The organism is Zobellella aerophila, assembly GCF_039539325.1.
GTDB lineage: Bacteria > Pseudomonadota > Gammaproteobacteria > Enterobacterales > Aeromonadaceae > Oceanimonas > Oceanimonas aerophila.
The window spans coordinates 255,761-276,318 of sequence record NZ_BAABCX010000003.1; the positions used below are offsets into that span (position 1 = coordinate 255,761).

Consider the following 20,558-nt stretch of genomic DNA (forward strand, 5'->3'; position numbering starts at 1 on the left):
TGTCCATCTTTAGATCCCGCTCTTCCTGATGAGAGGCAGGATGCCGGCCTCCTCCTTATTTTGGTTATTGCTGCTGTGTCCTTTATGGGTCTACGCCACCTGTCCGCGCCTGACTGCCGATGAAATCGTGCGAATCGAGCGAGTGGTCGATGGCGATACCTTAAGGCTGCAAGACGGTCGAACCATCCGCCTGATAGGTATAGACACTCCTGAGCTGAACCGGCATGGCCGTACCCGGGCAGAACCGGGAGCCGCGCATGCCCGGGACTGGTTGCGCAATAATTTCAAAAAAGAGTCTCAATTGAAACTGGTTTTTGGTGTTAAAAGACGTGATGATTATGGCCGCTGGTTGGCACATCCACTGGCGGCCTCCGGTATTCCCCTGACAGAACAGATGCTGCTCCAGGGGTTGGGTTCCTTGCTGGTAATACCACCGAACCATGAATTATGGCCCTGCCTGTTTGCCGCCGAATCCAAGGCCAGACGGGCGAAGCTGGGTATCTGGTCGCAGCCATTGCCGATGGTGCCCAGTCAGGCCGGATGGCAGATGTTGCGGGGTCGAGTGACGGCGGTCAGTTCCGAAAGCAACCAGGCACGGGTGCTATTGGAAAACAAGCTCTGGCTGCGGGCGGGAAGTCGTGCCGCTCCCGAACTGCGGCAACGGCTGGCCCGGCTCAGGCCCGGTACCCTGTTGTTTGTCAGGGGACGGGTCTACAGAGACAAGGGCGAATGGCGACTATGGCTGAACAGCCCCTGGCAATACAGCGAGGAAAACTAAATTTCCGGGTAGGGCAAGTGTAAATCGGTAGATCACTATCGCATTGTACAAAAAATGTGTTAAATTTGTGTCACCAAAGAAGTAATAATGTCAACAATCGCATCAGGGTACTCGAGAAAATGACCGATTTTCGTCAAAAAGCATTGGATTATCATGCATATCCGAAAGCAGGTAAGATATCTGTAGAAATCAGCAAGCCCGCTGAAACTGCCAAGGATCTGGCCTTGGCCTATAGCCCGGGTGTGGCCGAGCCGGTACGCGAAATCGCCGCCAATCCGGAAAATGCCTATAAATATACCGCCAAGGGCAACCTGGTCGCGGTGATCAGCAACGGTACCGCCATCCTGGGCCTGGGTAATCTGGGTCCCTTGGCCTCCAAGCCGGTCATGGAAGGCAAGGCACTGTTGTTCAAACGCTTTGCCAACCTGGATTCCATCGACATCGAAGTCAAACACAGGACCACCGACGAGTTTATCCAGACCGTGGCCGCCATTGCCGATACCTTCGGCGGTATCAACCTGGAAGACATCAAGGCACCCGAGTGCTTTGAAATTGAAAAGGCCCTTATCGAGCGTTGCAATGTGCCGGTATTCCACGATGATCAGCACGGTACTGCCATTGTTACCGCTGCCGGTATGCTGAATGCGCTGGAAGTACAGGGCAAGAACATCGCCGATTCCCGCATCGTCTGTATGGGTGCCGGCGCCGCCGCCGTAGCCTGTATGGAATTGCTGATCAAATGCGGTGCCCAGCGGGAAAATATCTATATGCTGGACCGTAAAGGTGTTATCCATACCCGCCGTGACGATCTGAACGAATACAAAGAGCTGTTCGCCAATAACACCGACAAGCGCACCCTGGAAGACGTGATCACCGACGCCGATGTGTTTGTGGGCGTTTCCGGTCCGGATGTACTGCCGGCAGAGGCGGTGGCCATGATGGCGGAAAACCCGGTGATCTTCGCCTGTTCCAACCCGGACCCCGAGATCAAGCCGGAACTGGCTCATTCCGTGCGCCAGGATCTGATCATGGCGACCGGTCGTTCCGACTATCCCAACCAGGTGAACAACGTGCTTTGTTTCCCCTTCATCTTCCGTGGCGCCCTGGATGTACGGGCTTCACGCATCAATGATGAGATGAAGGTAGCAGCAGTTGAAGCAATCCGTAGCCTGGCCAAGGAGCCGGTACCCCAGCAGGTATTGAGCGCCGCCGGTATCGAAACCTTGGAGTTCGGCAAGGACTATATTATCCCCAAGCCGATGGATCCCCGTCTGCTGCCTCGTGTGGCCCGTGCCGTCGCCGTGGCTGCGGTGGAGTCAGGTGTGGCCGGCATCGAATTGCCCGAAAACTATATGCTGGACTAAGCACGGCATATCATCCGCACTAAAAAGGAGCCGGAAGGCTCCTTTTTTATTTCCATGATTTATTTCCATACGGAACCAGTTCGGCGCAGATATCGGCTCCATACGGACTTTTTGTTACAAATATGATCATTTTCACTAAAAAACCCTTTGGATAAAAGGGGTTTATTGGTTAGAATTTGGGCGTTTTTATGCATCTTCCGAAGGAGTCTGCTGTGCGTAATAGGGTGAAACTTGGCTTAATGTTAGTATGCATGGCTTCTACCAAGCTGTATGCAAAGGGATCCGATTTGGAACTAAAACCACCTGTGGCCAAGAAAATCCCCCACAGCCTGACTCATCATGGCGATACCCGGGTCGATAACTATTATTGGTTACGGGATGATCAACGGGAGGCCAAAGAGGTGCTTTCCCACCTGGAAGCGGAAAACAGCTACAGCGATCAGGTGCTGCAGCCCCTGTCCGCCCTACAGGAAAGCCTCTATCAGGAGATGTTGTCCCGCATCAAGAAAGACGACAGCTCGGTGCCCTATCGTAAGGACGGCTACTGGTATCAGACCCGCTATCGCGAAGGTGGCGAATACGGCATCATCGAGCGCTACACGGAAGATCAACCCGAGCAGATCCAGCTGTTGCTGGACTGTAATGACAGGGCCGAAGGCAAGGCCTATTACAGCATGGGTCAGCTGGCTGTCAGCCCGGATGACCAGGTGCTGGCCTTTGCCGAGGACTTTGTCTCCCGCCGCCAGTATGAAATTCGCTTCAAGTCGCTGAGCGACGGCCAACTGTACGAAGAGGTGTTGGAAAACACCTCTGGCAACTTGGTGTGGGCCAATGACGGCAAGACGCTGTTTTACGTGAAGCAGGATGAAGAGACCCTGCTGCCCTACCAGGTATACCGCCATACCCTGGGCACGCCTCAAAGCGAGGATGTACTGGTGTATGAAGAAAAAGACGCCAGCTTCTATACCAGCATCTATAAGAGCCGTTCCAATGACTATATCGTGATCGGCGCCTGGAGTACCGTTTCCAGTGAGATGAGCCTGGTCCCGGCGGATCAGCCCGAGGCTGCGGCCGAGGTATTCCTGCCCCGTCAGCGGGACCATGAATATTCCCTGGAGCACTACCGGGATCGGTTCTACGTCCGCTCCAATAAGGAAGGTGCCAACTTTGCCCTGTATCAGACCGAGCAGAGCGAACCAGAGCAGTGGCAAACGCTGATCCCCGCCCGGGAAGACGTGCTGCTGGAAGACTTTGCCCTGTTCCGTGACTGGCTGGTGCTGGAAGAGCGTCAGGAAGGCCTGGTGCACTTGCGTCAGATTAATTGGCAGGATGGCCGCGAGCACCAGATCCGCTTCGAGGATCCCGCCTATGTAACCTGGCTGGGTGCCAACGCCGAGGATGAGACCCCCTGGCTGCGTTACGGTTACTCTTCCATGACCCGTCCCGTGACCACCTATGAAGTCAACATGGATACCCTGGAGCGCAAGCAGCTCAAGCAGCAGTATGTTGGAGAGTCGTTCGACGCCGATAACTATCGCAGCGAGCGCCTGTGGGTGACCGCCCGTGATGGTGTTAAGGTGCCGGTTTCCCTGGTATATCGCGCCGACCAGTTCAACCAGAATGGCGACAACCCCCTGCTGGTTTACGCCTACGGCTCCTATGGTGCCAGCATGGATCCGGATTTCAGCAGTGCCCGCCTGAGCCTGCTCGATCGCGGCTTTGTCTATGCCATCGCCCATGTGCGCGGTGGTGAAGAGCTGGGGCGCGACTGGTATGAACAGGGCCGTTTGATGAGCAAGCAGAACAGCTTTAACGATTTTATCGATGTTACCCAGGCCTTGGTGACGCAGGGTTATGCCGACCGTAGCCGGGTGTTTGCATCCGGTGGCAGTGCCGGTGGCCTCTTGGTCGGTGCCGTCGCCAACATGGCGCCGGAGCTGTTTAAAGGGGTGATTGCCTCCGTGCCCTTCGTGGACGTGGTGACCACCATGCTGGATGAATCCATTCCCCTGACCACAGGAGAGTATGACGAGTGGGGCAATCCGGCCGATGACGATGCCTACCGTTATATGAAGTCCTACAGCCCTTACGATCAGGTGAAGCCGCAGGCCTATCCCCATATGTTGGTGACCACAGGGCTGCACGATTCTCAGGTACAGTATTGGGAGCCTGCCAAATGGGTGGCCAAGCTGCGTGAGTTGAAAACCGACGACAACCTGTTGCTGCTGCACTGTGACATGGACTCGGGCCATGGAGGCAAGTCCGGGCGTTTCTCCTACTATCAGGATCTGGCCCGGGAATATGCCTTCCTGCTGGCCCTGGCCGACGAAGAGGTTCAGGTCAGCCGCATCGCCGGCTTCAGCAAGGCCGAAGGTGTGGTTAACTAATAGTCCGCTGGTTTGCTAAACCAAAGCCGGGTTAATTACCCGGCTTTGGTGTGTAGATAGGGGTGGGAAAGGTGGCCACCTTATCGCTCAGCTCGGTCAGCTTGGCACTGCCTCGTTTTTGTACCGCATCGATCCGCAATATCTGGTGCAGCGGGATATAGGTGCGATTCACCTCGGCAAACTCGCTCTTTAACCTGTCCTCGGCCGGGTCCACCAACAGCGAGGTGCGGGTATCCCAGACAAAGTCCGCCAGTTCGACAAACCCGAATAAACTTCCCTGGGTCACTTCCCGTACATAGATCTCATAATGTTTGCCGGCGTTGATAAACTGGACCCGGTACAGTAATTCCGAAGCTGCCATTCGCTGTCCTACAGATTAAATTAGAAGGATGGTAGATAAGCCAGATAATCAATATCTGCTCCTAAAGAGTGCTACATTCAGAACCTGGCGTAGGCGTAAAGCGCAGATGGTCCTGATCTATGGCCTGTCAGAACTCCGCAACTGGCCCGCGGCCTACCTTTAGGCACGGGTTATATATAAGGACGGAAGTGGCGGTCATCAAGTACACGGGGGAGATGAGGGCGTCGGTACCGGGCTGGATGACAGGCCAATACCCAGTGATACCAATCTGGTTAAGCATCTAGTCATCATTATTGCGTCGTAGTTATCGAGGCCGCAGGGCATCGGAGTGGAGCTGAAGGGGCACAACAGGAGATACTGAAGCTTCAGGAGAACCAAGGAAGCTGGCTCTCTGGCCTGCCTGCAAGGGAACTGAAATAGACCACTTGTTTAATCCGATTGGTATGCCTAAGGCAGGCTCCCCTCCCGTGAGGAGGGGAAGCAGGGCAGGGGACGAACCTTGGTTCAGGCCAGTTGGGTGGTCAGCTTCAGCCAGTTGCGCTTTTGGATCTGCAGGGATGCTCTCAGTTCATCACAGTTAAGCCTGAGCCTGAGTTCTTCATATTTGCATCCCACCGCCTTTTTCTTCATGTCCAGCAGGGTCTTGCGGGCCTGGTAATAGGCTTTCAGCTGCGCCAGCAAACGTTCATATTCGCCATGCAGCAGCGCCAGCCATTGTTCGGTATCGGCCCCCTGACGGCGCAGCAGCCGTTGGCGTGCCTGCTCTAGGCGCATTTCCAGCTTGGCCTGCTCGATGCGCTCTTGAGGGCTGGTGCGTAAACGGCGAGCCAGGCCCACCCAGCTCATAGACTTGATCAGCCATTTGGTCGGGTCGTAATGCCACCAGCTGATGCCGTTGCGGTAATCGGATTCGAACAGGTGATGAAAATTATGATAGCCCTCGCCAAAGGTCAGTACCGCCAGCAGGTCATTGTCCCGGGCGGTATTTTTATTGGTATAGGGTTGGCGACCCCAATAGTGGGCCAGGGAGTTAATAAAAAAGGTCACATGGTGGCCGAGTACCAGGCGCAATACGCCGGCCAGCAACAGCATGCCCCACAGGTCGCCGTGCAGCAGCCCCAGCGCAACCGGCAGGCCCAAGTTCATCAACAGGGTGAGGGCCAGGTAGTGCCGATGCTGGAAGGCCAGTATGGGGTTGCGTTTAAGATCCGGGATATTGCTGTCGTCCTCGGGATGATAGTCGCGCAGCATCCAGCCCATATGGGAAAACCACAGGCCTCGTTTGGCCGAGTAGGGATCTTGTTCAATATCATCCACATGACGATGATGGCGACGGTGATCCGCACACCAGCGCAGCGCCGAGTTTTGCAGCGACAGGCCCCCCCCGAGGGCAAACACCCACTGCATCAGCGGATGGGCCTCATAGGCTTTATGCGCCCACAGGCGGTGATAACCGGCGGTGATCGACAGACAGCTGTAGCTGAACAGCAGCAACAGGGCCAGCCATTGCCAGCCGTCGTAGCCATGGGTCAGGCCATACCAGGGAACCAGCACCAGGGCAGCCAGACCGGTACCGGCAAAGACGAGGGCATTGGTCCATAACAAGGGGGGTTTACGCATATCAACATCCATTGAGCGAACAACTGTACACCATTTTCCCGGTTCGGTTGGGTGGGGTCAATCATAAAATGACCAGCCGGGGCTGACCCCATTCATACAAAAAGGTATGATCCGACCATAAAGCGTTAGACCCTGGAGTCTTGTGGGCATTCGAGCCGAACAAAAAGAAAAAACCCGGCGTTCCCTGATTGAGTCTGCCTTCCGGCAGTTAAGTGCCGAGCGAAGTTTTTCCAGCTTGAGTCTGCGTGAGGTCTGCCGGGAGGCCGGCCTTGCGCCCACCTCCTTTTACCGCCATTTTAAGGATATGGAAGAGCTGGGGTTGACCCTGGTTGATGAAGGGGGTCTTACCCTACGCCAGCTGATGCGCCAGGCCCGGCAGCGGATTGCCGATGGCGGCAGCGTGATCCAGATTTCGGTTAAAACCTTTATGGAGTTTATCGACAGCAGCCCGGATGTGTTTCGCTTGTTACTGCGCGAGCGCTCCGGCACCTCGGTTGCTTTCCGTCAGGCCGTAGCCCGAGAGATCCAGCATTTTACCGCCGAGCTGACCGATTATCTGGAAGAAAGGCAGCATATCCGGCGTGATTACGCCCTGTTGCAGGCCCAGACCATGGTCACCCTGGTGTTCAGTGCCGGCGCCGAGGCCCTGGATATGAATGATGTTGAGCGTGCGGCGCTAGCCGAGCGCATGATCCTGCAGCTGCGCATGGTTGCCAAGGGCGCAGATGCATATTATAAGACTAAACGGCCCTAGGCCCTTACGTGAGGAAGGATGTCCATGTTACAAAATAAACAAATTCGTCGTAAGCCCATACTATTGGCATTCCTGGTGGGGGTGTGTGGTAATGCCACCCTGGCAACGCTGAGTGTCAGTCAGATGGCATTCTCGGTGTTCCCAGCCATTGCGCTGGTGTTGGCCGCCTATATGCTTTATCAGGAGTATTTGAGCGTACCTATGGAAGGCGATACCCCCTTGTGTGCCCTGCTGAGCTTTCTGATCGGGGTGTTTGGGTATTCTTCATTTTTACGGATGCAATTCCCGGAAATGGGTACCAACTTCCTGTCCATCATCATCACCCTGGGGTTACTGGCCTGGTTGGCAGTCAAACTGGGGTTAGCAGCGGGCCCTAAAGCGGGGTAATAAGCCGCTATCGATTTGTTATCTGATGCCGGTCGGCCGAAGCCGACCGGCATTTTTCAGCCCGGACTTTCCCCTGTGGCCAGCGGCAGTTCGTCCCGGCTGCCCCATTCGGCCCAGGAACCGTCATAAACGGCAATTTGCCGGTGTCCGCTCACCTCGGCGGCTAGCGCCAGAATAGCCGCCGTTACCCCTGAGCCACAGCTGCAGATCAACTGTTGCTCGGGCTTGAGTACCGAGTTCAGTTGCGCCACCAGCCGTTCCCGCGGCAACAGGTGACCATCTTCGAGCAGCTCGGTAAATGGCAGACAAACGGCGCCGGGCATATGACCGGCCCTGACCCCCGGCCTGGGATCGGGGGCTTCACCATGGAAACGTTCCCGACTCCTGGCATCCAGTACCCGGCATGCCGGGTTCGACAGGGCATCCAGCACGGCCGTTGCATTTCGTACCCAGCCAGGGCTCCAGCTGGCTTTATACTGACCCGGCAGAACCCGGAGAGCCGTCCCCTGTTCGGTGGTATGCCCCTGTCTTTTCCAGGCTGGCAGGCCGCCATCGAGCACAGCCACCTGTTGATGCCCCATGACCTTGAACATCCACCAGGCCCGGGGGGCGGAGAAGATCCCCAGGCTGTCGTAGACGACTATCCGGTGATGATTTTCCAGCCCCAGCCGAGAGGCCTCACGGGAGAACAAGTCGACGTCGGGCAGCATATGGGGCAGGTGGCTGTGTTGATCCTTGATGCGATTATCGAAATCAAAATAGCGGGCCCCCGGAATCCGACAGGCCAGCCACTCCTGTTCAGCATTTCTCTTGGCTCCGGGCATATGCCAGCTGGCATCCAGTACCACCAGATCCGGGTCAGTCAGATGTTCAGCCAGCCACTGGCAATCAACCAGGGCTGAAGTTAAGGCGGGTTCGGCCATCGGCAATTCTCCTTGTCTGCTACTGGTTTAATATTAACGTCAAAGTGGGGATAGACGACATCCCCGGGGCTCCTGATCATAGTCAGTCGGGTGGCTGAGGTTATCAGCGACTTTTTTTGTAAGAGATATCTCAAAGAGGCTGCAGCAAATACATTTTTATTGCCGGCTACTTTAGCCTGCTGAAAGGTTTTTGTTACATAAAACAGTTGGTTATTTTTTCCAGTCAGCGTTAGGTTATTTTTTTATAAAGGGAACTTTCTTGAGGGATTCGAAAATTACTCTATATTTAGAAGGGCAAGGAGCAAGGAAGTCGGTCAGGAAGACAGGCTGCCAAGAAGGCGAAAGGAACACCGCAGGATGCGGTCAGGGACACCTCCCAGGACGGAGATAGTCGAGCGAGTCAGGATGACACGCGGTCAGGATGACCAGGACGCACCGAAGGATCGGGAAGAGGATCACCTTAAGGATAAGGTACAAGTCAAGGACTGCAGGGAGCAATTTGGTTTAAGGATTGAGCCATACGACGACCCAAAAGGGGGTGACATGACGTCACCCCCTTTTTCTATATACAGCATCGGCAAGGGGATATATGAGCGACTGGATCCCGGTTTATGAGGCCTCCAATAGTCTTGAAGCCCATACCCTCAAGGGAGCATTGGAAGTGGTGGGCATCGCGGTGCAGCTGCGGGGCGAGGCCCTGTCAGGTGCCTTGGGTGAGTTGCCGGCCAATGCGGTGGAAGTGACCCTGCTGATCCGTCCGGCCGATCTGGAGCGGGCGCAGCAGGTGTTGGCAGGGTACCGGCAAGGCGGTGAGCGTTCCTGGAAATGCCGGCATTGTGGGGAACAGAATGCCGGCAGCTTTGAGGTTTGCTGGCAGTGCGGGCATGAGCCCGGCACCGAGTAGGCTGTGCCCCGTTAATGCTTTTGTGCCATCAGCTGCTTGAGCCGGGCCCGATGGTGATGCATGGCGAAGGAGCCGAATACCAGCACGGCCAGATAATCCTTGATGGTGGGGTTGAGTACGTTGGTCGCCTGTTTCAGCATCAGCATCTGTAGCAGATGCATCACCAGCACCACCGCGCCCAGCATCAGCGGCAGGGAGCCGACTTCCTCGAGTTCCGGGCCGACAAGCGCATAAAGGATGCCTCCCCAGAACATCAGCATCACTAGCCGCATTAATATATTCAATATCTTCATTCAGTTTGCTCCCGTTGATAAAGCTGATAACTGACTTGACCGGCTCGCTTGTCCTTCAGCCGCCGCCAGTTACCGGGCAGGGCAGGTTCATTTGAGATCTGTTCCCGCTCGATATAAATCCTGGCTTCCGGGGCCAGCCATCCGTCTTGTTCCAATCGAGTACACACCTGTGACAGCAGATCCTGATGAAACGGAGGATCGAGAAAAACCAGATCAAAGGGCTCAGGGGGCCCGGCCAGATAGGTTTGGGCATCGCTGTTGATCACCTTCCCCTCGGCTCCGGGCAGGCTGGCCAGGTTGAGCTCCAGCTGGCGCGCCACCCTGGCCTCTTTTTCCACCATTACCAGGCGTTGTGCCCCCCTGGACAGGGCTTCAAAGCCCAGACTGCCGCTGCCGGCAAACAAGTCCAGGCAGACTGTGCCCCTGACATCGAACATCAACCAGTTAAACAGGGTTTCCTTCACCCGATCCGAGGTGGGCCTGAGTCCTTCACTGTTGAGGACCGGTAACTTGCGGCCCCGCCATTGGCCGCCGATCAGGCGGATTTGACCTATGTCCGCAGACGGTTTCTTTACCTGTTTTGCTTTGACCATCACGTTTCGCCGTCTTTCAATAAAGTGCTAGTATAAGGCGGTTTTTCACCCCTAAGGGGCGAGTATTCTAATTAAGGGGCAAGGCCTTGGCCAGCCGGAGCTCGGCCGTAGCGGAAAATCCGAGGAAAGCTTTTTATCCGGTGGGTGCGGAGCGTACTGGTACAGCCCATGGCTCAATGCTGACGAGCCTTGCCAGCAGGCGATAACTTGTCCGATGTCCCCCAGACTAGTGAGTAATAACAGGATGGCGAAGAAAGGTTTTTTTTCATGGTTGGGCTTTGGCAAAAATAAAGAGCCGCAACCAGAAGTAATTGAAGAGCAACAAACACCGGCAGCCGAACCTGAGCCAGAAAAACCGGCGACCGAAACCCTGGAGTCAGAGGTGGAGGTTACGGCGGCGTTGGAAGTGGAAGAAGCCCTACTGGAGCAGCAAGCGCAGGCCCGGGCGGCGGAAGAGGCGCGGCTGGCGGCCGAGGCCGAGGCGGCGGAAGAGGCGCGGCTGGCGGCCGAGGCCGAGGCGGCGGAAGAGGCGCGGCTGGCGGCCGAGGCCGAGGCGGCGGAAGAGGCGCGGCTGGCGGCCGAGGCCAAGGCGGCGGAAGAGGCGCGGCTGGCGTCAGAGGCCAAGGCGGCGGAAGAGGCGCGGCTGGCGGCCGAGGCCAAGGCGGCGGAAGAGGCGCGGCTGGCGGCCGAGGCCGAGGCGGCGGAAGAGGCGCGGCTGGCGGCCGAAGCCGAGGCGGCGGAAGAGGCGCGGCTGGCGGCCGAGGCCAAGGCACCAAAGCCGGGATTTTTTGCCCGTCTTAGGCAGGGGTTGGTAAAAACCCGGCAAAATCTGGGCTCCGGCTTCTTCGGCCTGTTCCGTGGCAAGAAGATCGACGACGAGCTGTTTGAAGAGCTGGAGACCCAGCTGCTCACCGCCGATCTGGGGGTGGAAACCACCATGTCGATTATCGACAACCTGACCCGCCAGGCCAGCCGTCGTCAGTTGAAGGACGGCGAAGCCCTCTATGAGCTGTTGAAAGAGGAAATGGGCGAGATCCTTGCCAAGGTGGATCGGCCACTGGAAATTGACGGCGGCCATCAGCCCTATGTCATTTTAATGGTGGGAGTTAACGGGGTAGGCAAGACCACCACTATCGGCAAGCTGGCGCGCCAGTTCCAGGCCGAAGGCAAATCGGTGATGCTGGCGGCGGGGGATACCTTCCGGGCCGCGGCCGTCGAGCAACTGCAGGTGTGGGGTGAGCGTAACAAGATCCCTGTGGTGGCCCAGCATACGGGAGCCGATGCCGCCTCGGTGATTTTCGATGCGGTACAGGCGGCCAAGGCTCGTAAGATCGATGTGCTGATCGCCGATACCGCTGGTCGCCTGCAGAACAAAGCTCACCTGATGGAAGAGCTGAAAAAAATCGTGCGGGTGATGCAAAAAATCGATGGCCAGGCGCCCCACGAGATCATGCTCACTTTGGATGCCGGCACCGGACAGAACGCGCTCAGCCAGGCCAAAATCTTTAACGATGCGGTGCCCATTACCGGCATAGTATTGAGTAAGCTCGACGGTACCGCCAAGGGCGGGGTGATCTTTGCCATCGCCGATAAATTCGGTATTCCTATCCGCTATATTGGCGTGGGTGAAAAGATAGAAGATCTGCGTCCCTTCGATTCGCGGGAATTTATCGATGCATTGTTCAACCGGGAAGACTAAATGATTCGCTTTGAGCAGGTTAGCAAGGTATACAGCGGTGGATTTCAGGCCCTGCAAAAGGTGGACTTTCACCTGGGTAAGGGGGAAATGGCGTACCTGACCGGCCATTCGGGAGCCGGCAAAAGCACCCTGCTCAAGTTGATCAGCGTCATGGAACGACCTTCTGACGGGCGGGTGTTCTTCAATAACCAGGACGTAAGCCGGATCCGGCGCAGCCAGATCCCCTTTGTCCGCCGGCGTATCGGCATGATTTTTCAGGATTACCACCTGATTAGTACCCGTAGCGTCTTCGATAACGTGGCCCTGCCGCTGGTGATCGACGGCTATCGCCACCAGGATATTCGCCGGCGGGTGTCGGCGGCGCTGGACAAGGTCGGCCTGCACGGCAAGGACAGGTACTTCCCGCCCATGCTGTCCGGCGGTGAGCAACAGCGGGTGGGCATAGCCCGTGCCATCGTCAACAAGCCTTCCCTGTTGCTGGCCGATGAACCGACCGGCAACCTGGATACCGAACTGTCCATGGAAATCCTGCGCTTGTTCGAGTCCTTTAACCGGGTCGGGGTCAGCGTGCTGATCGCCACCCATGATACGGGGCTGATCGATTCATCCCGTTATCGCACCCTGACCTTACACGCCGGCCGCATGCTGACAGGGGAAGCCCGATGAGCAAAACCGGACCTAAGCACAGCGGGTATCGCCGCCTTGCCATGTACTGGGTGGATCATCTGCGCCAGCTGTTTTCCAGCCTGGGAGAGCTGTGGCGCACGCCGTTAAGCTCGCTGATGACCATTGCGGTACTGGGGGTCAGCCTGGCGTTGCCCGCCAGTTTTTATGTGTTGCTGAAAAATGCCGAGTCGGTCAGCCAGCATTGGCAAAGCAAGGCGCAGATCAGCCTGTATCTGCAGCAAGGCGTGACCGAGCAACAGCTTGCCGGCCTCAAGCAAGGGCTGTCTGAAATGGATGAGTTGGAAACGGTGACTTATATCAGTCCCGAGCAGGGTCTGAATGAGTTCAGGGAGGCGGCCGGGTTCGCCCAGGCCCTGTCCTTGCTGGCCGACAATCCCCTGCCGGCGGTCTTTATCCTGAATCTGTCCGCGACCGGGCGGCAACCCCAAGCGGCGGAGGCGTTGTTGCAGCAGCTACAGGCACAGCCCCTGGTTGCAGAGGCGAGGCTCGATATGGCCTGGCTGGCGCGTTTGTCGAGCATCGTCGAGCTGTTGCGCCAGGTGGTGGTGGGCCTGGCCGTGTTGCTGTTGGTGGGGGTGTTGCTGGTGGTGAGCAACACCTTGCGCCTGAATATCCTCAACAGCCGGCGTGAAATTGAAATTATGAAGCTGGTCGGCGCCACCGATGGCTTTATCCAGCGGCCTTTTCTCTATGTCGGGCTCTGGTATGGCATCATCGGCAGCATGCTGGCCTGGTGGTTGACCCTGGTGATGGTGTTTTGGCTGAGTCATAAGGTCAGCGTCCTGGCGGCGCTCTATAACAGTGATTTCCGGCTGTTTGGCCTGGATTGGTCAGAGAGCCTGTTGCTGCTGCTAACCGGCACCCTGTTGAGCCTGCTGGCATCAGGCTTTGCGGTACGCCGACATATCAGAGCCATAGAGCCGGGCTGAACTTCTCGCCCCTGTTGTGGTTCTAACTGCTCTGAGAGGGGCGACCCGGCTTGACATTTAGTGTAGGATACATACATTTTCCGCATGGGTGCATGCGGCACCGGACAATCAAAGTCATTGCAGGCTGCCTTGCCGCAGCTGTTCAATACGGAGTCATGTAATGAGCACGAGTTTGATGACGACAGATTTTCAGCGACATTTTGCCCTGGTGCCCCAGGGGAGCCTGGAGGCTTATATACAGGCGGTCAATACCATCCCCGTGCTGACGGCCGAGGAAGAAAAGAGCCTGGCCGAACGGCTGCAGGATGACGGTGATCTGGCCTCGGCGCGTCAGTTGATCATGTCCCATCTGCGCTTCGTGGTGCATATCGCCAAGAGCTATTCCGGTTATGGCCTGCCGCAGGCGGATCTGATCCAGGAAGGCAATATCGGCCTGATGAAGGCGGTCAAACGCTTCGACCCCAAGGTGGGCGTACGCCTGGTCTCCTTCGCGGTACATTGGATCAAGGCCGAAATTCATGAATATGTGCTGCGCAACTGGCGGGTGGTCAAGGTGGCCACCACCAAGGCGCAGCGCAAGTTGTTCTTCAACCTGCGTAAGTCCAAGAAGCGCCTGGGTTGGTTCAACCAGCAGGAAGTGAACACGGTTGCCGAAAATCTGGGTGTGTCCCCGGCAGAGGTGCTGGAGATGGAATCCCGCATGAGCGGCCAGGATCAGGCCTTTGATCTGGCATCCGATGACGATGACAAGGACACCAGTTTTTCACCGGTGCACTACTTGGAAGATAAAAGCTCGGATGTGGCTTATCAGGTAGAAGAAGCCAATTGGGAGCAGACGGCAAACCGTCGACTGCGGGCCGCGTTGGCCACCCTGGATGAACGCAGTCAGAAGATTATCCAGGCCCGCTGGCTGGACGAGGACGACAAATCCACGCTGCAGACCTTGGCCGATGAATATGGCGTGTCTGCCGAGCGAATCCGCCAGCTGGAAAAGACGGCGTTGAAGAAGCTGAAAAGCGCCATGGACGCCTGAGCCCGGCGAGCGTCACCAAAAGGCCCCATCGGGGCCTTTTTGCCGTCCGCATCCGATTTCCATATTCCGTAACCGCAGGAGATCGCCATGAAAATGTTAGAGCATTTGTTTAAAAATAATCAGGAGTGGGCTGAACAAATTAAGGCGGAAGATCCCCGCTTTTTTGAAAAGCTGTCACTCCAACAGGCGCCTGAGTACCTTTGGATCGGCTGCTCCGACAGCCGAGTCCCCGCCAACCAGCTGACCGGGCTTTTGCCTGGCGATGTGTTCGTGCACCGTAATGTCGCCAACCTGGTAGTGCACACCGACTTCAACTGTCTGTCCGTGGTGCAGTATGCGGTAGAAGTATTAAAGGTAAAACACATCATCATCTGCGGCCACTACGGCTGCGGTGGGGTCAAGGCCGCTATGCACAACCAGGAGCTGGGGCTTATCGATAACTGGCTGCGTAACATCAAGGACATCTATTACAAGCACCAGGAGGCGCTGCAGGCGATAACAGACGAACAGGTGCGGGAAGACTACATGTGTGAACTCAATGTGGTCGAACAGGTCGCCAACCTGTGCCATACCACCATAGTGCAGAATGCCTGGAAACAGGGCCAGCCGCTGTCGGTGCACGGTTGGGTGTACGGTATCAAGGATGGCAGGCTGCACGACCTGGATGTATGTGTCAACGGCTTCGAACAAATACCCGATGTCTACCGCATCTTCCGCAAGCGCATATTGGGTGAAAACAGCTAGGCGAATAGCCTTAACTTGAATGATTAGGACATCTCCATGAGACGTGAATTGGCCATCGAATTTTCCCGGGTGACCGAAGCGGCTGCCCTGGCCGGCTACAAGTGGCTGGGTCGGGGCGACAAGAATATTGCCGATGGTGCCGCCGTGGCCGCCATGCGCCATGTATTGAACCAGATAGAGATCAGCGGCGAAATCGTCATCGGCGAGGGCGAAATTGACGAGGCGCCCATGCTCTATATCGGCGAACAGGTCGGTCTGGGCGGTGAGGAAGTGGACATCGCCGTGGATCCCATCGAAGGTACCCGGATGACCGCCATGGGCCAGTCCAACGCTCTGGCGGTGATGGCAGTGGCCGAAAAGGGCGGCTTCTTGCGTGCCCCCGATATGTATATGGAGAAGCTGATCGTGGGTGCCGGTGCCAAGGGCGCCATCGATCTGCATAAATCCCTCGAGCAGAATATCAAGGCGGTGGCCAAGGCGTTGAACAAGCCGTTGTCCCGCTTTACCGTGATCACCCTGGCCAAGCCGCGCCATGACAAGGCGATCAAGACCATGCAGGCGTTGGGCGTGCGGGTGTTCGCCATTCCCGATGGCGATGTGGCGGCTTCCATCCTGGCCTGCATCCCCGAGAGCGAGGTGGACATGCTCTATGGTATCGGCGGTGCCCCCGAAGGGGTGGTGTCGGCAGCGGTGATCCGCGCCCTGGATGGCGATATGCAGGCACGTCTACTGCCCCGGCACGAGGTCAAGGGGGGGACCGAGGAAAACCTGCAACTGGGCCAGCAGGAGATCGCCCGTTGCAAGGAAATGGGTATCGAAGTAGGTAAGGTGCTCAGGCTGGAAGATATGGCCCGCACCGACAACGTGATCTTCGCGGCCACCGGTATCACCAAGGGCGATCTGCTGGAGGGTATCACCAGCGACGGCAGCTATGCCCACACCGAGACCCTGGTGATCCGCGGCAAGTCGCGCACTATCCGCCGTATCCGCTCGACCCATATCCTGTCGCGCAAGGATCCGGTGCTGCAGGCTATCATACTGTAATCCCTCGTGTTGCTGCAGTTCCTTCAAGGTGGTAGAAGGATGCGGCTAAGCCGCCCATCGGCGCCAGGGATGGCGCCGCTTGCGCACCCATGGGCGGGTTCACAGCGAGTCGGCATGCCGAGCCTTCCGGCACCTGCCGCCGACATCAAAGTTTTATGAATATGTAAAGGGTATGCCTCGGCATCTCTTATTCTTATCCCGCTGAATCTTTCCGCTGACCTGTCCCCATCGGCCGGGCATGACTGGCTGTCGCGTTTTATATTCCGGGTTATCTATGCTGGTCTAACGTTAAGCTGAACAAACCACAGGAGGGCAAAGCAATGAGCTATCGTTACCAGCGTCGATACACAGGGCCGGTACAGGCGGTGATCATGGACTGGGCCGGCACCACGGTCGATTATGGTTCCCTGGCCCCGGTGCGTGCTTTCCAGCGATTGTTTGAGGGGGAGGGCATCGCCGTCACCCTGGCCGAGTGCCGGGCGCCCATGGGCAGCGAAAAGCGGGAGCATATCCGCCGGATGCTGGATATGACGCGTATTCGTGATGGCTGGATCCGGAGCCAGGGTGCAGCGCCGACCGAGGCGGATATCGATCGGCTATACCAAGCCTTTATCGGCATCCAGATAGAGTGCATCCGTGACTGCGCCGAGCTGATCCCGGGCATGGCGGAGGTGGTGGATAGCCTTAGCGGCAAGGGCATCCGCCTGGCGGCCAATACCGGTTACAGTGAGGATATGATGGCCGAGCTGAGGGAGAGGGCCTCCGAGCAGGGCTATCAACCGGAGGTGGTGATCACCGCCTCCGATGTCAGCCACGGCCGGCCTTGGCCGGAAATGAGCCTTAAAGCGGCCATCGCCCTTGAAGTGAATGCGGTACAGGCCTGCGTCAAGGTGGATGATACCGGCCCGGGCATAGCCGAAGGCTTGAATGCCGGCATGTGGACGGTGGCCGTCGCAGTTTCGGGCAACGAGGTGGGGCTGTCGCTGACCGACTGGCAGGCTCTGGATCCGGCCGAACAGGCGCGACGGCGCCGTTTGGCCCACGATCGGCTGACGGCTGCCGGTGCTCATTATGTGATCGATACCATCGCCGAGTTACCCCGGGTGATCGAGGATATCGAGGCCCGCTTGGCCGGGGGAGAGTATCCCTGAGCGGCCTGGTTAGGTTTTACTACCGCCCAGGGTCAGCCCCATAGGGTCCAGCAGTTTGCGCAGGCTTTGTTCGTCCAGATCCGTTTGCTCTAGGGCCACCTCCAGGATGGGGCGACCCTGGGCATAGGCCAGCTTGGCGATTTCTGCCGCCCGGCCGTAGCCGATTACCGGGTTGAGCGCGGTCACCAGTATCGGGTTTTTGGCCAGGCTGCGGGCGATATTGTTTTCATTGACGGTAAAGCCGGTGATGGTGTCGGCCAGCAGCGGGCTGCAGTTGCCGAGCAGCTTGATCATGGTCAGCAGATTGTTACCCACCAGGGGCAGCATCACATTGAGCTGAAAATTGCCCGATTGGCCGGCGATGGTGACGGCGCTGTCCAGGCCGATCACCTGGGCGGCTACCATGGCCACCGCCTCGGGGATCACGGGGTTGACCTTGCCCGGCATGATGGACGAGCCGGGTTGCAACGCCGGTAGTTGGATCTCGGCCAGGCCGGTTAGCGGGCCCGAATTCATCCAGCGTAAGTCGTTGGCGATTTTCATCAAGGCGACCGCCAGGGTCTTGAGCTGGCCCGAGACCTCCACCGCCGTGTCCTGACTGCCCAGGCTGTAGAAGTAGTTGTCCGCCGGGCAAAAATCCAGTCCCGTCTGCTGGTTCAGATAGTCACAGGCCAGCTCGGCCTGAGCCGGATCGGCATTGATGCCGGTGCCGATGGCGGTGCCGCCCAGGGCCAGCTGCTGCAGCCGGGATTGCAGGCCTTCCAGCCGTTCGCGACCGTGGCGGATCTGTGCCGCCCAGCCTCCCAGCTCCTGATCGAAGCGGATGGGCATGGCATCCATCAGGTGGGTGCGGCCGGTCTTGACCTGGCGGTCCAGCTGTTCCGCCTTGCCGAGGATGGCCTGCTCCAGGTCGAGCAGGGCCGGCAGCAGCTGCCGGCTTAACCCAAGGGCGGTGCTGACATGGATCGCCGAGGGGATGATATCGTTGGAGCTTTGACCCATATTGACGTCGTCGTTGGCGCCGACCTCGGTACCCAGTGCCCGGCTTGCCAAATGGGCCAGCACTTCGTTGACATTCATATTGGTACTGGTGCCCGAGCCGGTCTGATAGACGTCGATGGGGAAGGCTGCGTCATGCAGGCCCTCGATCACCCCATTGGCGGCCTGGATGATGGCGTCGGCCTTGTTGTTATCCAGGCGTTCAAGCCGGGCGTTGGCATAGGCACAGGCGGCCTTGAGCCGGGCCACCGCGTGGATAAAGGCCATGGGTATGGGTTGACCGGAGATGGGAAAATTATTGATGGCCCTTTGGGTCTGGGCGCCATACAGGGCGTTGGCCGGCACCTGTATTTCACCCATTGAGTCTCGTTCGGTACGCATTTTCATGGCGATTCCTCTCACGGGCTGCATTGTTGGAAAGATAGCTGACGTGGTGGCCCGGATGCGTGGCGGCAACAGGGTTAACTCCGCCGGCTTGCAGTGGGACATGGCACTCGCTGTTTCAGCCTGCTGCGAATATTCACAGGATATTCGGTCAGCCTGACATAGCTCGACCCGGCGAGTAGCCTCGCCCCCTGGAGGCCATCCGCGCAATTCCTGGCGCGGATGGCCGGTTGCGGTAATCCCTTTCACCGGCAACCCGCGATTTCACATTGGGAATAGCTTGGTGGTTAATACACAGAGTAGCTCAGCAGGTGCTCCGTGCCAGTGAATCCCTGCTCCTGCAAGAATGCCAGCAGGCCGGGCCGGTTTGCGGGGCTGGCCTGGGCCGGATCGAGCCGCAGACGGGTCAGGCCTGAGTGTTTGGCGTCTTCTTTGATGTGACGCAGCAGCTCGCGGCCGATGCCGCGGCGGCGGGTCAGATCCCGCACCGCCACATACCCCAGCCGATCATCCTGGCGCCAGGCGAGGGCGACGGCCTTGTCATTAAAGGTAGCCAGATAAAAGCAGGCCTGCTCAGGTAACTGGATATCCGGTGTGGAATGCAGGATAAGATCCACATGTGCCTTATGCTGCTCGGGGATCTGGGTCAGGGTATGGATGGTCAGTCGCATGATGAAATCCTTGCCGAAAAAATGACAGTTTACCATGAAGCCGGGGCCGTTCTGACCAGGATTCGACAAGCTCAACACGGCGTAGCATCATGAGGGACAGGTATCAACAACAGCAACTGGTTTGCCATGACATTCGACACCACCCAGCACAATCGCCGCATGACCCACTTCGACGACCACGACTCCTTTTGGCTGTTCGGCTATGGGTCTTTGATCTGGAAAGCGGATTTCCCTTTTCTTGAGCGCCGACCGGCCTGGATCCGCGGCTGGAGCCGCCGCTTCTGGCAGGGTTCCCATGATCATCGCGGTACCCCAGACGCCCCCGGGCGGGTGGTAACGCTGACTCGTGAGCCCGGTGCACACTGTCACGGCATGGCCTATCGGATTCGGCCCGACATTCTGGCCCAGCTGGATATGCGGGAGAAAAACGGTTACCTGCGTGCGCTGGTGCCGGTGCATTTTGATGCCGAGCAGGCGGCGGAAGGGCTGATTTATCTGGCCACCGAGGAAAATGCCGCCTTTCTGGGCGAGGCCCCGCTGACGGTGATGGCCGCCCAGATCGATCAGGCCTGGGGCCCCAGTGGCAGCAACCGGGACTATCTGCTCAACCTGGCGCGGGCGCTGGATGAACTGGGGGTGGACGATCACCATGTCTCGATGTTGGCGGCATCGTTGCCCGGCACAGGAACAAAGCTGTAAGCCATAAGCGGTCAGCTGTAAGTTAAATCAACACACCTCAACCTTGTGTTTTTGTAGGATCCGTTTTAACGGTTGAAATTCACACCGCTGATGGCAGGACTTCCGAATAAATTTGGGTCTACCAGTGGCGGATGTTGCTCTTACAGCTAATGGC

At 57.6% G+C, this 20,558-nt stretch carries 21 protein-coding genes; 14 read left to right on the plus strand and 7 right to left on the minus strand.

Annotated elements, in window-relative coordinates; all coding sequences use genetic code 11:
- Positions 1–40: 40 nt before the first annotated feature.
- From ABD806_RS12755 to ABD806_RS12765, 3 genes are all read left to right on the plus strand, one after another.
- Positions 41–778, plus strand: coding sequence for a thermonuclease family protein (locus ABD806_RS12755; RefSeq protein ID WP_344958560.1), 738 nt, complete (start codon positions 41–43; stop codon positions 776–778).
- 119 nt (positions 779–897) lie between these two features.
- Positions 898–2,142, plus strand: coding sequence for a malic enzyme-like NAD(P)-binding protein (locus ABD806_RS12760; RefSeq protein WP_344958562.1), 1,245 nt, complete (start codon positions 898–900; stop codon positions 2,140–2,142).
- Between the two features lie 239 nt (positions 2,143–2,381).
- A complete protein-coding gene (locus ABD806_RS12765; protein ID WP_344958564.1) occupies positions 2,382–4,529 on the plus strand; it encodes a S9 family peptidase in 2,148 nt (715 codons plus the stop codon).
- A 31-nt stretch (positions 4,530–4,560) separates the two neighbouring features.
- Here ABD806_RS12765 and ABD806_RS12770 read toward each other — a convergent pair whose 3' ends face one another.
- Positions 4,561–4,890: a DUF1820 family protein gene (locus ABD806_RS12770; protein WP_344958566.1), complete on the minus strand. Its 330-nt coding sequence runs from the start codon at positions 4,888–4,890 to the stop codon at positions 4,561–4,563.
- A gap of 504 nt (positions 4,891–5,394) precedes the next feature.
- Complete coding sequence (locus ABD806_RS12775) at positions 5,395–6,510, minus strand: acyl-CoA desaturase (RefSeq protein WP_344958569.1); 1,116 nt, start codon at positions 6,508–6,510, stop codon at positions 5,395–5,397.
- Positions 6,511–6,652: 142 nt separating this feature from the next.
- Here ABD806_RS12775 and fabR point away from each other — a divergent pair, with 142 nt between their 5' ends.
- Together fabR and ABD806_RS12785 are read left to right on the plus strand one after the other, a co-directional pair.
- Complete coding sequence (fabR, locus tag ABD806_RS12780) at positions 6,653–7,264, plus strand: HTH-type transcriptional repressor FabR (protein WP_344958571.1); 612 nt, start codon at positions 6,653–6,655, stop codon at positions 7,262–7,264.
- A 24-nt stretch (positions 7,265–7,288) separates the two neighbouring features.
- Positions 7,289–7,651, plus strand: a complete 363-nt coding sequence (locus ABD806_RS12785; protein WP_344958573.1) for a YijD family membrane protein — start codon at positions 7,289–7,291, stop codon at positions 7,649–7,651.
- 56 nt (positions 7,652–7,707) lie between these two features.
- On the opposite strand, the gene sseA is transcribed toward ABD806_RS12785, so the two are convergent.
- The gene (gene sseA / locus ABD806_RS12790) at positions 7,708–8,574 is read right to left on the minus strand and encodes a 3-mercaptopyruvate sulfurtransferase (protein ID WP_344958575.1); all 867 of its coding nucleotides are present in this window, start codon (positions 8,572–8,574) and stop codon (positions 7,708–7,710) included.
- A 589-nt stretch (positions 8,575–9,163) separates the two neighbouring features.
- Here sseA and ABD806_RS12795 point away from each other — a divergent pair.
- The gene (locus ABD806_RS12795; protein WP_344958577.1) at positions 9,164–9,478 is read left to right on the plus strand and encodes a putative signal transducing protein; all 315 of its coding nucleotides are present in this window, start codon (positions 9,164–9,166) and stop codon (positions 9,476–9,478) included.
- An 11-nt stretch (positions 9,479–9,489) separates the two neighbouring features.
- Here the strand turns inward: ABD806_RS12795 and ABD806_RS12800 are convergent, their stop codons facing one another.
- Both ABD806_RS12800 and rsmD read right to left on the minus strand, forming a co-directional pair.
- On the minus strand, positions 9,490–9,771 hold the full coding sequence (locus tag ABD806_RS12800) for a DUF1145 domain-containing protein (protein WP_344958579.1): 282 nt from the start codon (positions 9,769–9,771) through the stop codon (positions 9,490–9,492).
- A complete protein-coding gene (gene rsmD / locus ABD806_RS12805) occupies positions 9,768–10,364 on the minus strand; it encodes a 16S rRNA (guanine(966)-N(2))-methyltransferase RsmD (RefSeq protein WP_344958581.1) in 597 nt (198 codons plus the stop codon). The genes ABD806_RS12800 and rsmD overlap by 4 nt, the downstream gene beginning before the upstream one ends.
- A 244-nt stretch (positions 10,365–10,608) precedes the next feature.
- On the opposite strand from rsmD, the gene ftsY reads away from it, so the two are divergent.
- The 7 genes from ftsY (at position 10,609) to phnX (ending at position 17,651) form a co-directional block, all read left to right on the plus strand.
- Complete coding sequence (gene ftsY, locus ABD806_RS12810) at positions 10,609–12,063, plus strand: signal recognition particle-docking protein FtsY (protein WP_344958583.1); 1,455 nt, start codon at positions 10,609–10,611, stop codon at positions 12,061–12,063.
- On the plus strand, positions 12,064–12,729 hold the full coding sequence (gene ftsE, locus ABD806_RS12815) for a cell division ATP-binding protein FtsE (protein WP_344958585.1): 666 nt from the start codon (positions 12,064–12,066) through the stop codon (positions 12,727–12,729). It abuts the gene before it with no gap.
- Positions 12,726–13,679, plus strand: coding sequence for a permease-like cell division protein FtsX (ftsX, locus tag ABD806_RS12820; protein WP_344958587.1), 954 nt, complete (start codon positions 12,726–12,728; stop codon positions 13,677–13,679). Before ftsE ends, ftsX begins: the two co-directional genes overlap by 4 nt.
- Positions 13,680–13,854: 175 nt before the next feature.
- Positions 13,855–14,712, plus strand: coding sequence for an RNA polymerase sigma factor RpoH (gene rpoH, locus ABD806_RS12825; protein WP_344958892.1), 858 nt, complete (start codon positions 13,855–13,857; stop codon positions 14,710–14,712).
- Between the two features lie 87 nt (positions 14,713–14,799).
- A complete protein-coding gene (gene can, locus ABD806_RS12830) occupies positions 14,800–15,456 on the plus strand; it encodes a carbonate dehydratase (RefSeq protein ID WP_344958590.1) in 657 nt (218 codons plus the stop codon).
- Between the two features lie 36 nt (positions 15,457–15,492).
- Positions 15,493–16,500, plus strand: coding sequence for a class II fructose-bisphosphatase (glpX, locus tag ABD806_RS12835; protein WP_344958592.1), 1,008 nt, complete (start codon positions 15,493–15,495; stop codon positions 16,498–16,500).
- A gap of 320 nt (positions 16,501–16,820) precedes the next feature.
- Positions 16,821–17,651 (plus strand): phosphonoacetaldehyde hydrolase, encoded by an 831-nt coding sequence (gene phnX / locus ABD806_RS12840; protein WP_344958595.1) that lies wholly within the window; start codon positions 16,821–16,823, stop codon positions 17,649–17,651.
- A 9-nt stretch (positions 17,652–17,660) separates the two neighbouring features.
- Here phnX and ABD806_RS12845 read toward each other — a convergent pair whose 3' ends face one another.
- Positions 17,661–19,037: a class II fumarate hydratase gene (locus ABD806_RS12845; RefSeq protein WP_344958597.1), complete on the minus strand. Its 1,377-nt coding sequence runs from the start codon at positions 19,035–19,037 to the stop codon at positions 17,661–17,663.
- 284 nt (positions 19,038–19,321) lie between these two features.
- Positions 19,322–19,705 (minus strand): acetyl-CoA sensor PanZ family protein, encoded by a 384-nt coding sequence (locus ABD806_RS12850; RefSeq protein ID WP_344958599.1) that lies wholly within the window; start codon positions 19,703–19,705, stop codon positions 19,322–19,324.
- Positions 19,706–19,831: 126 nt separating this feature from the next.
- On the opposite strand from ABD806_RS12850, the gene ABD806_RS12855 reads away from it, so the two are divergent.
- Entirely contained in the window at positions 19,832–20,404 is a 573-nt protein-coding gene (locus ABD806_RS12855) for a gamma-glutamylcyclotransferase (protein ID WP_344958601.1), read from the plus strand.
- Positions 20,405–20,558: the final 154 nt, after the last annotated feature.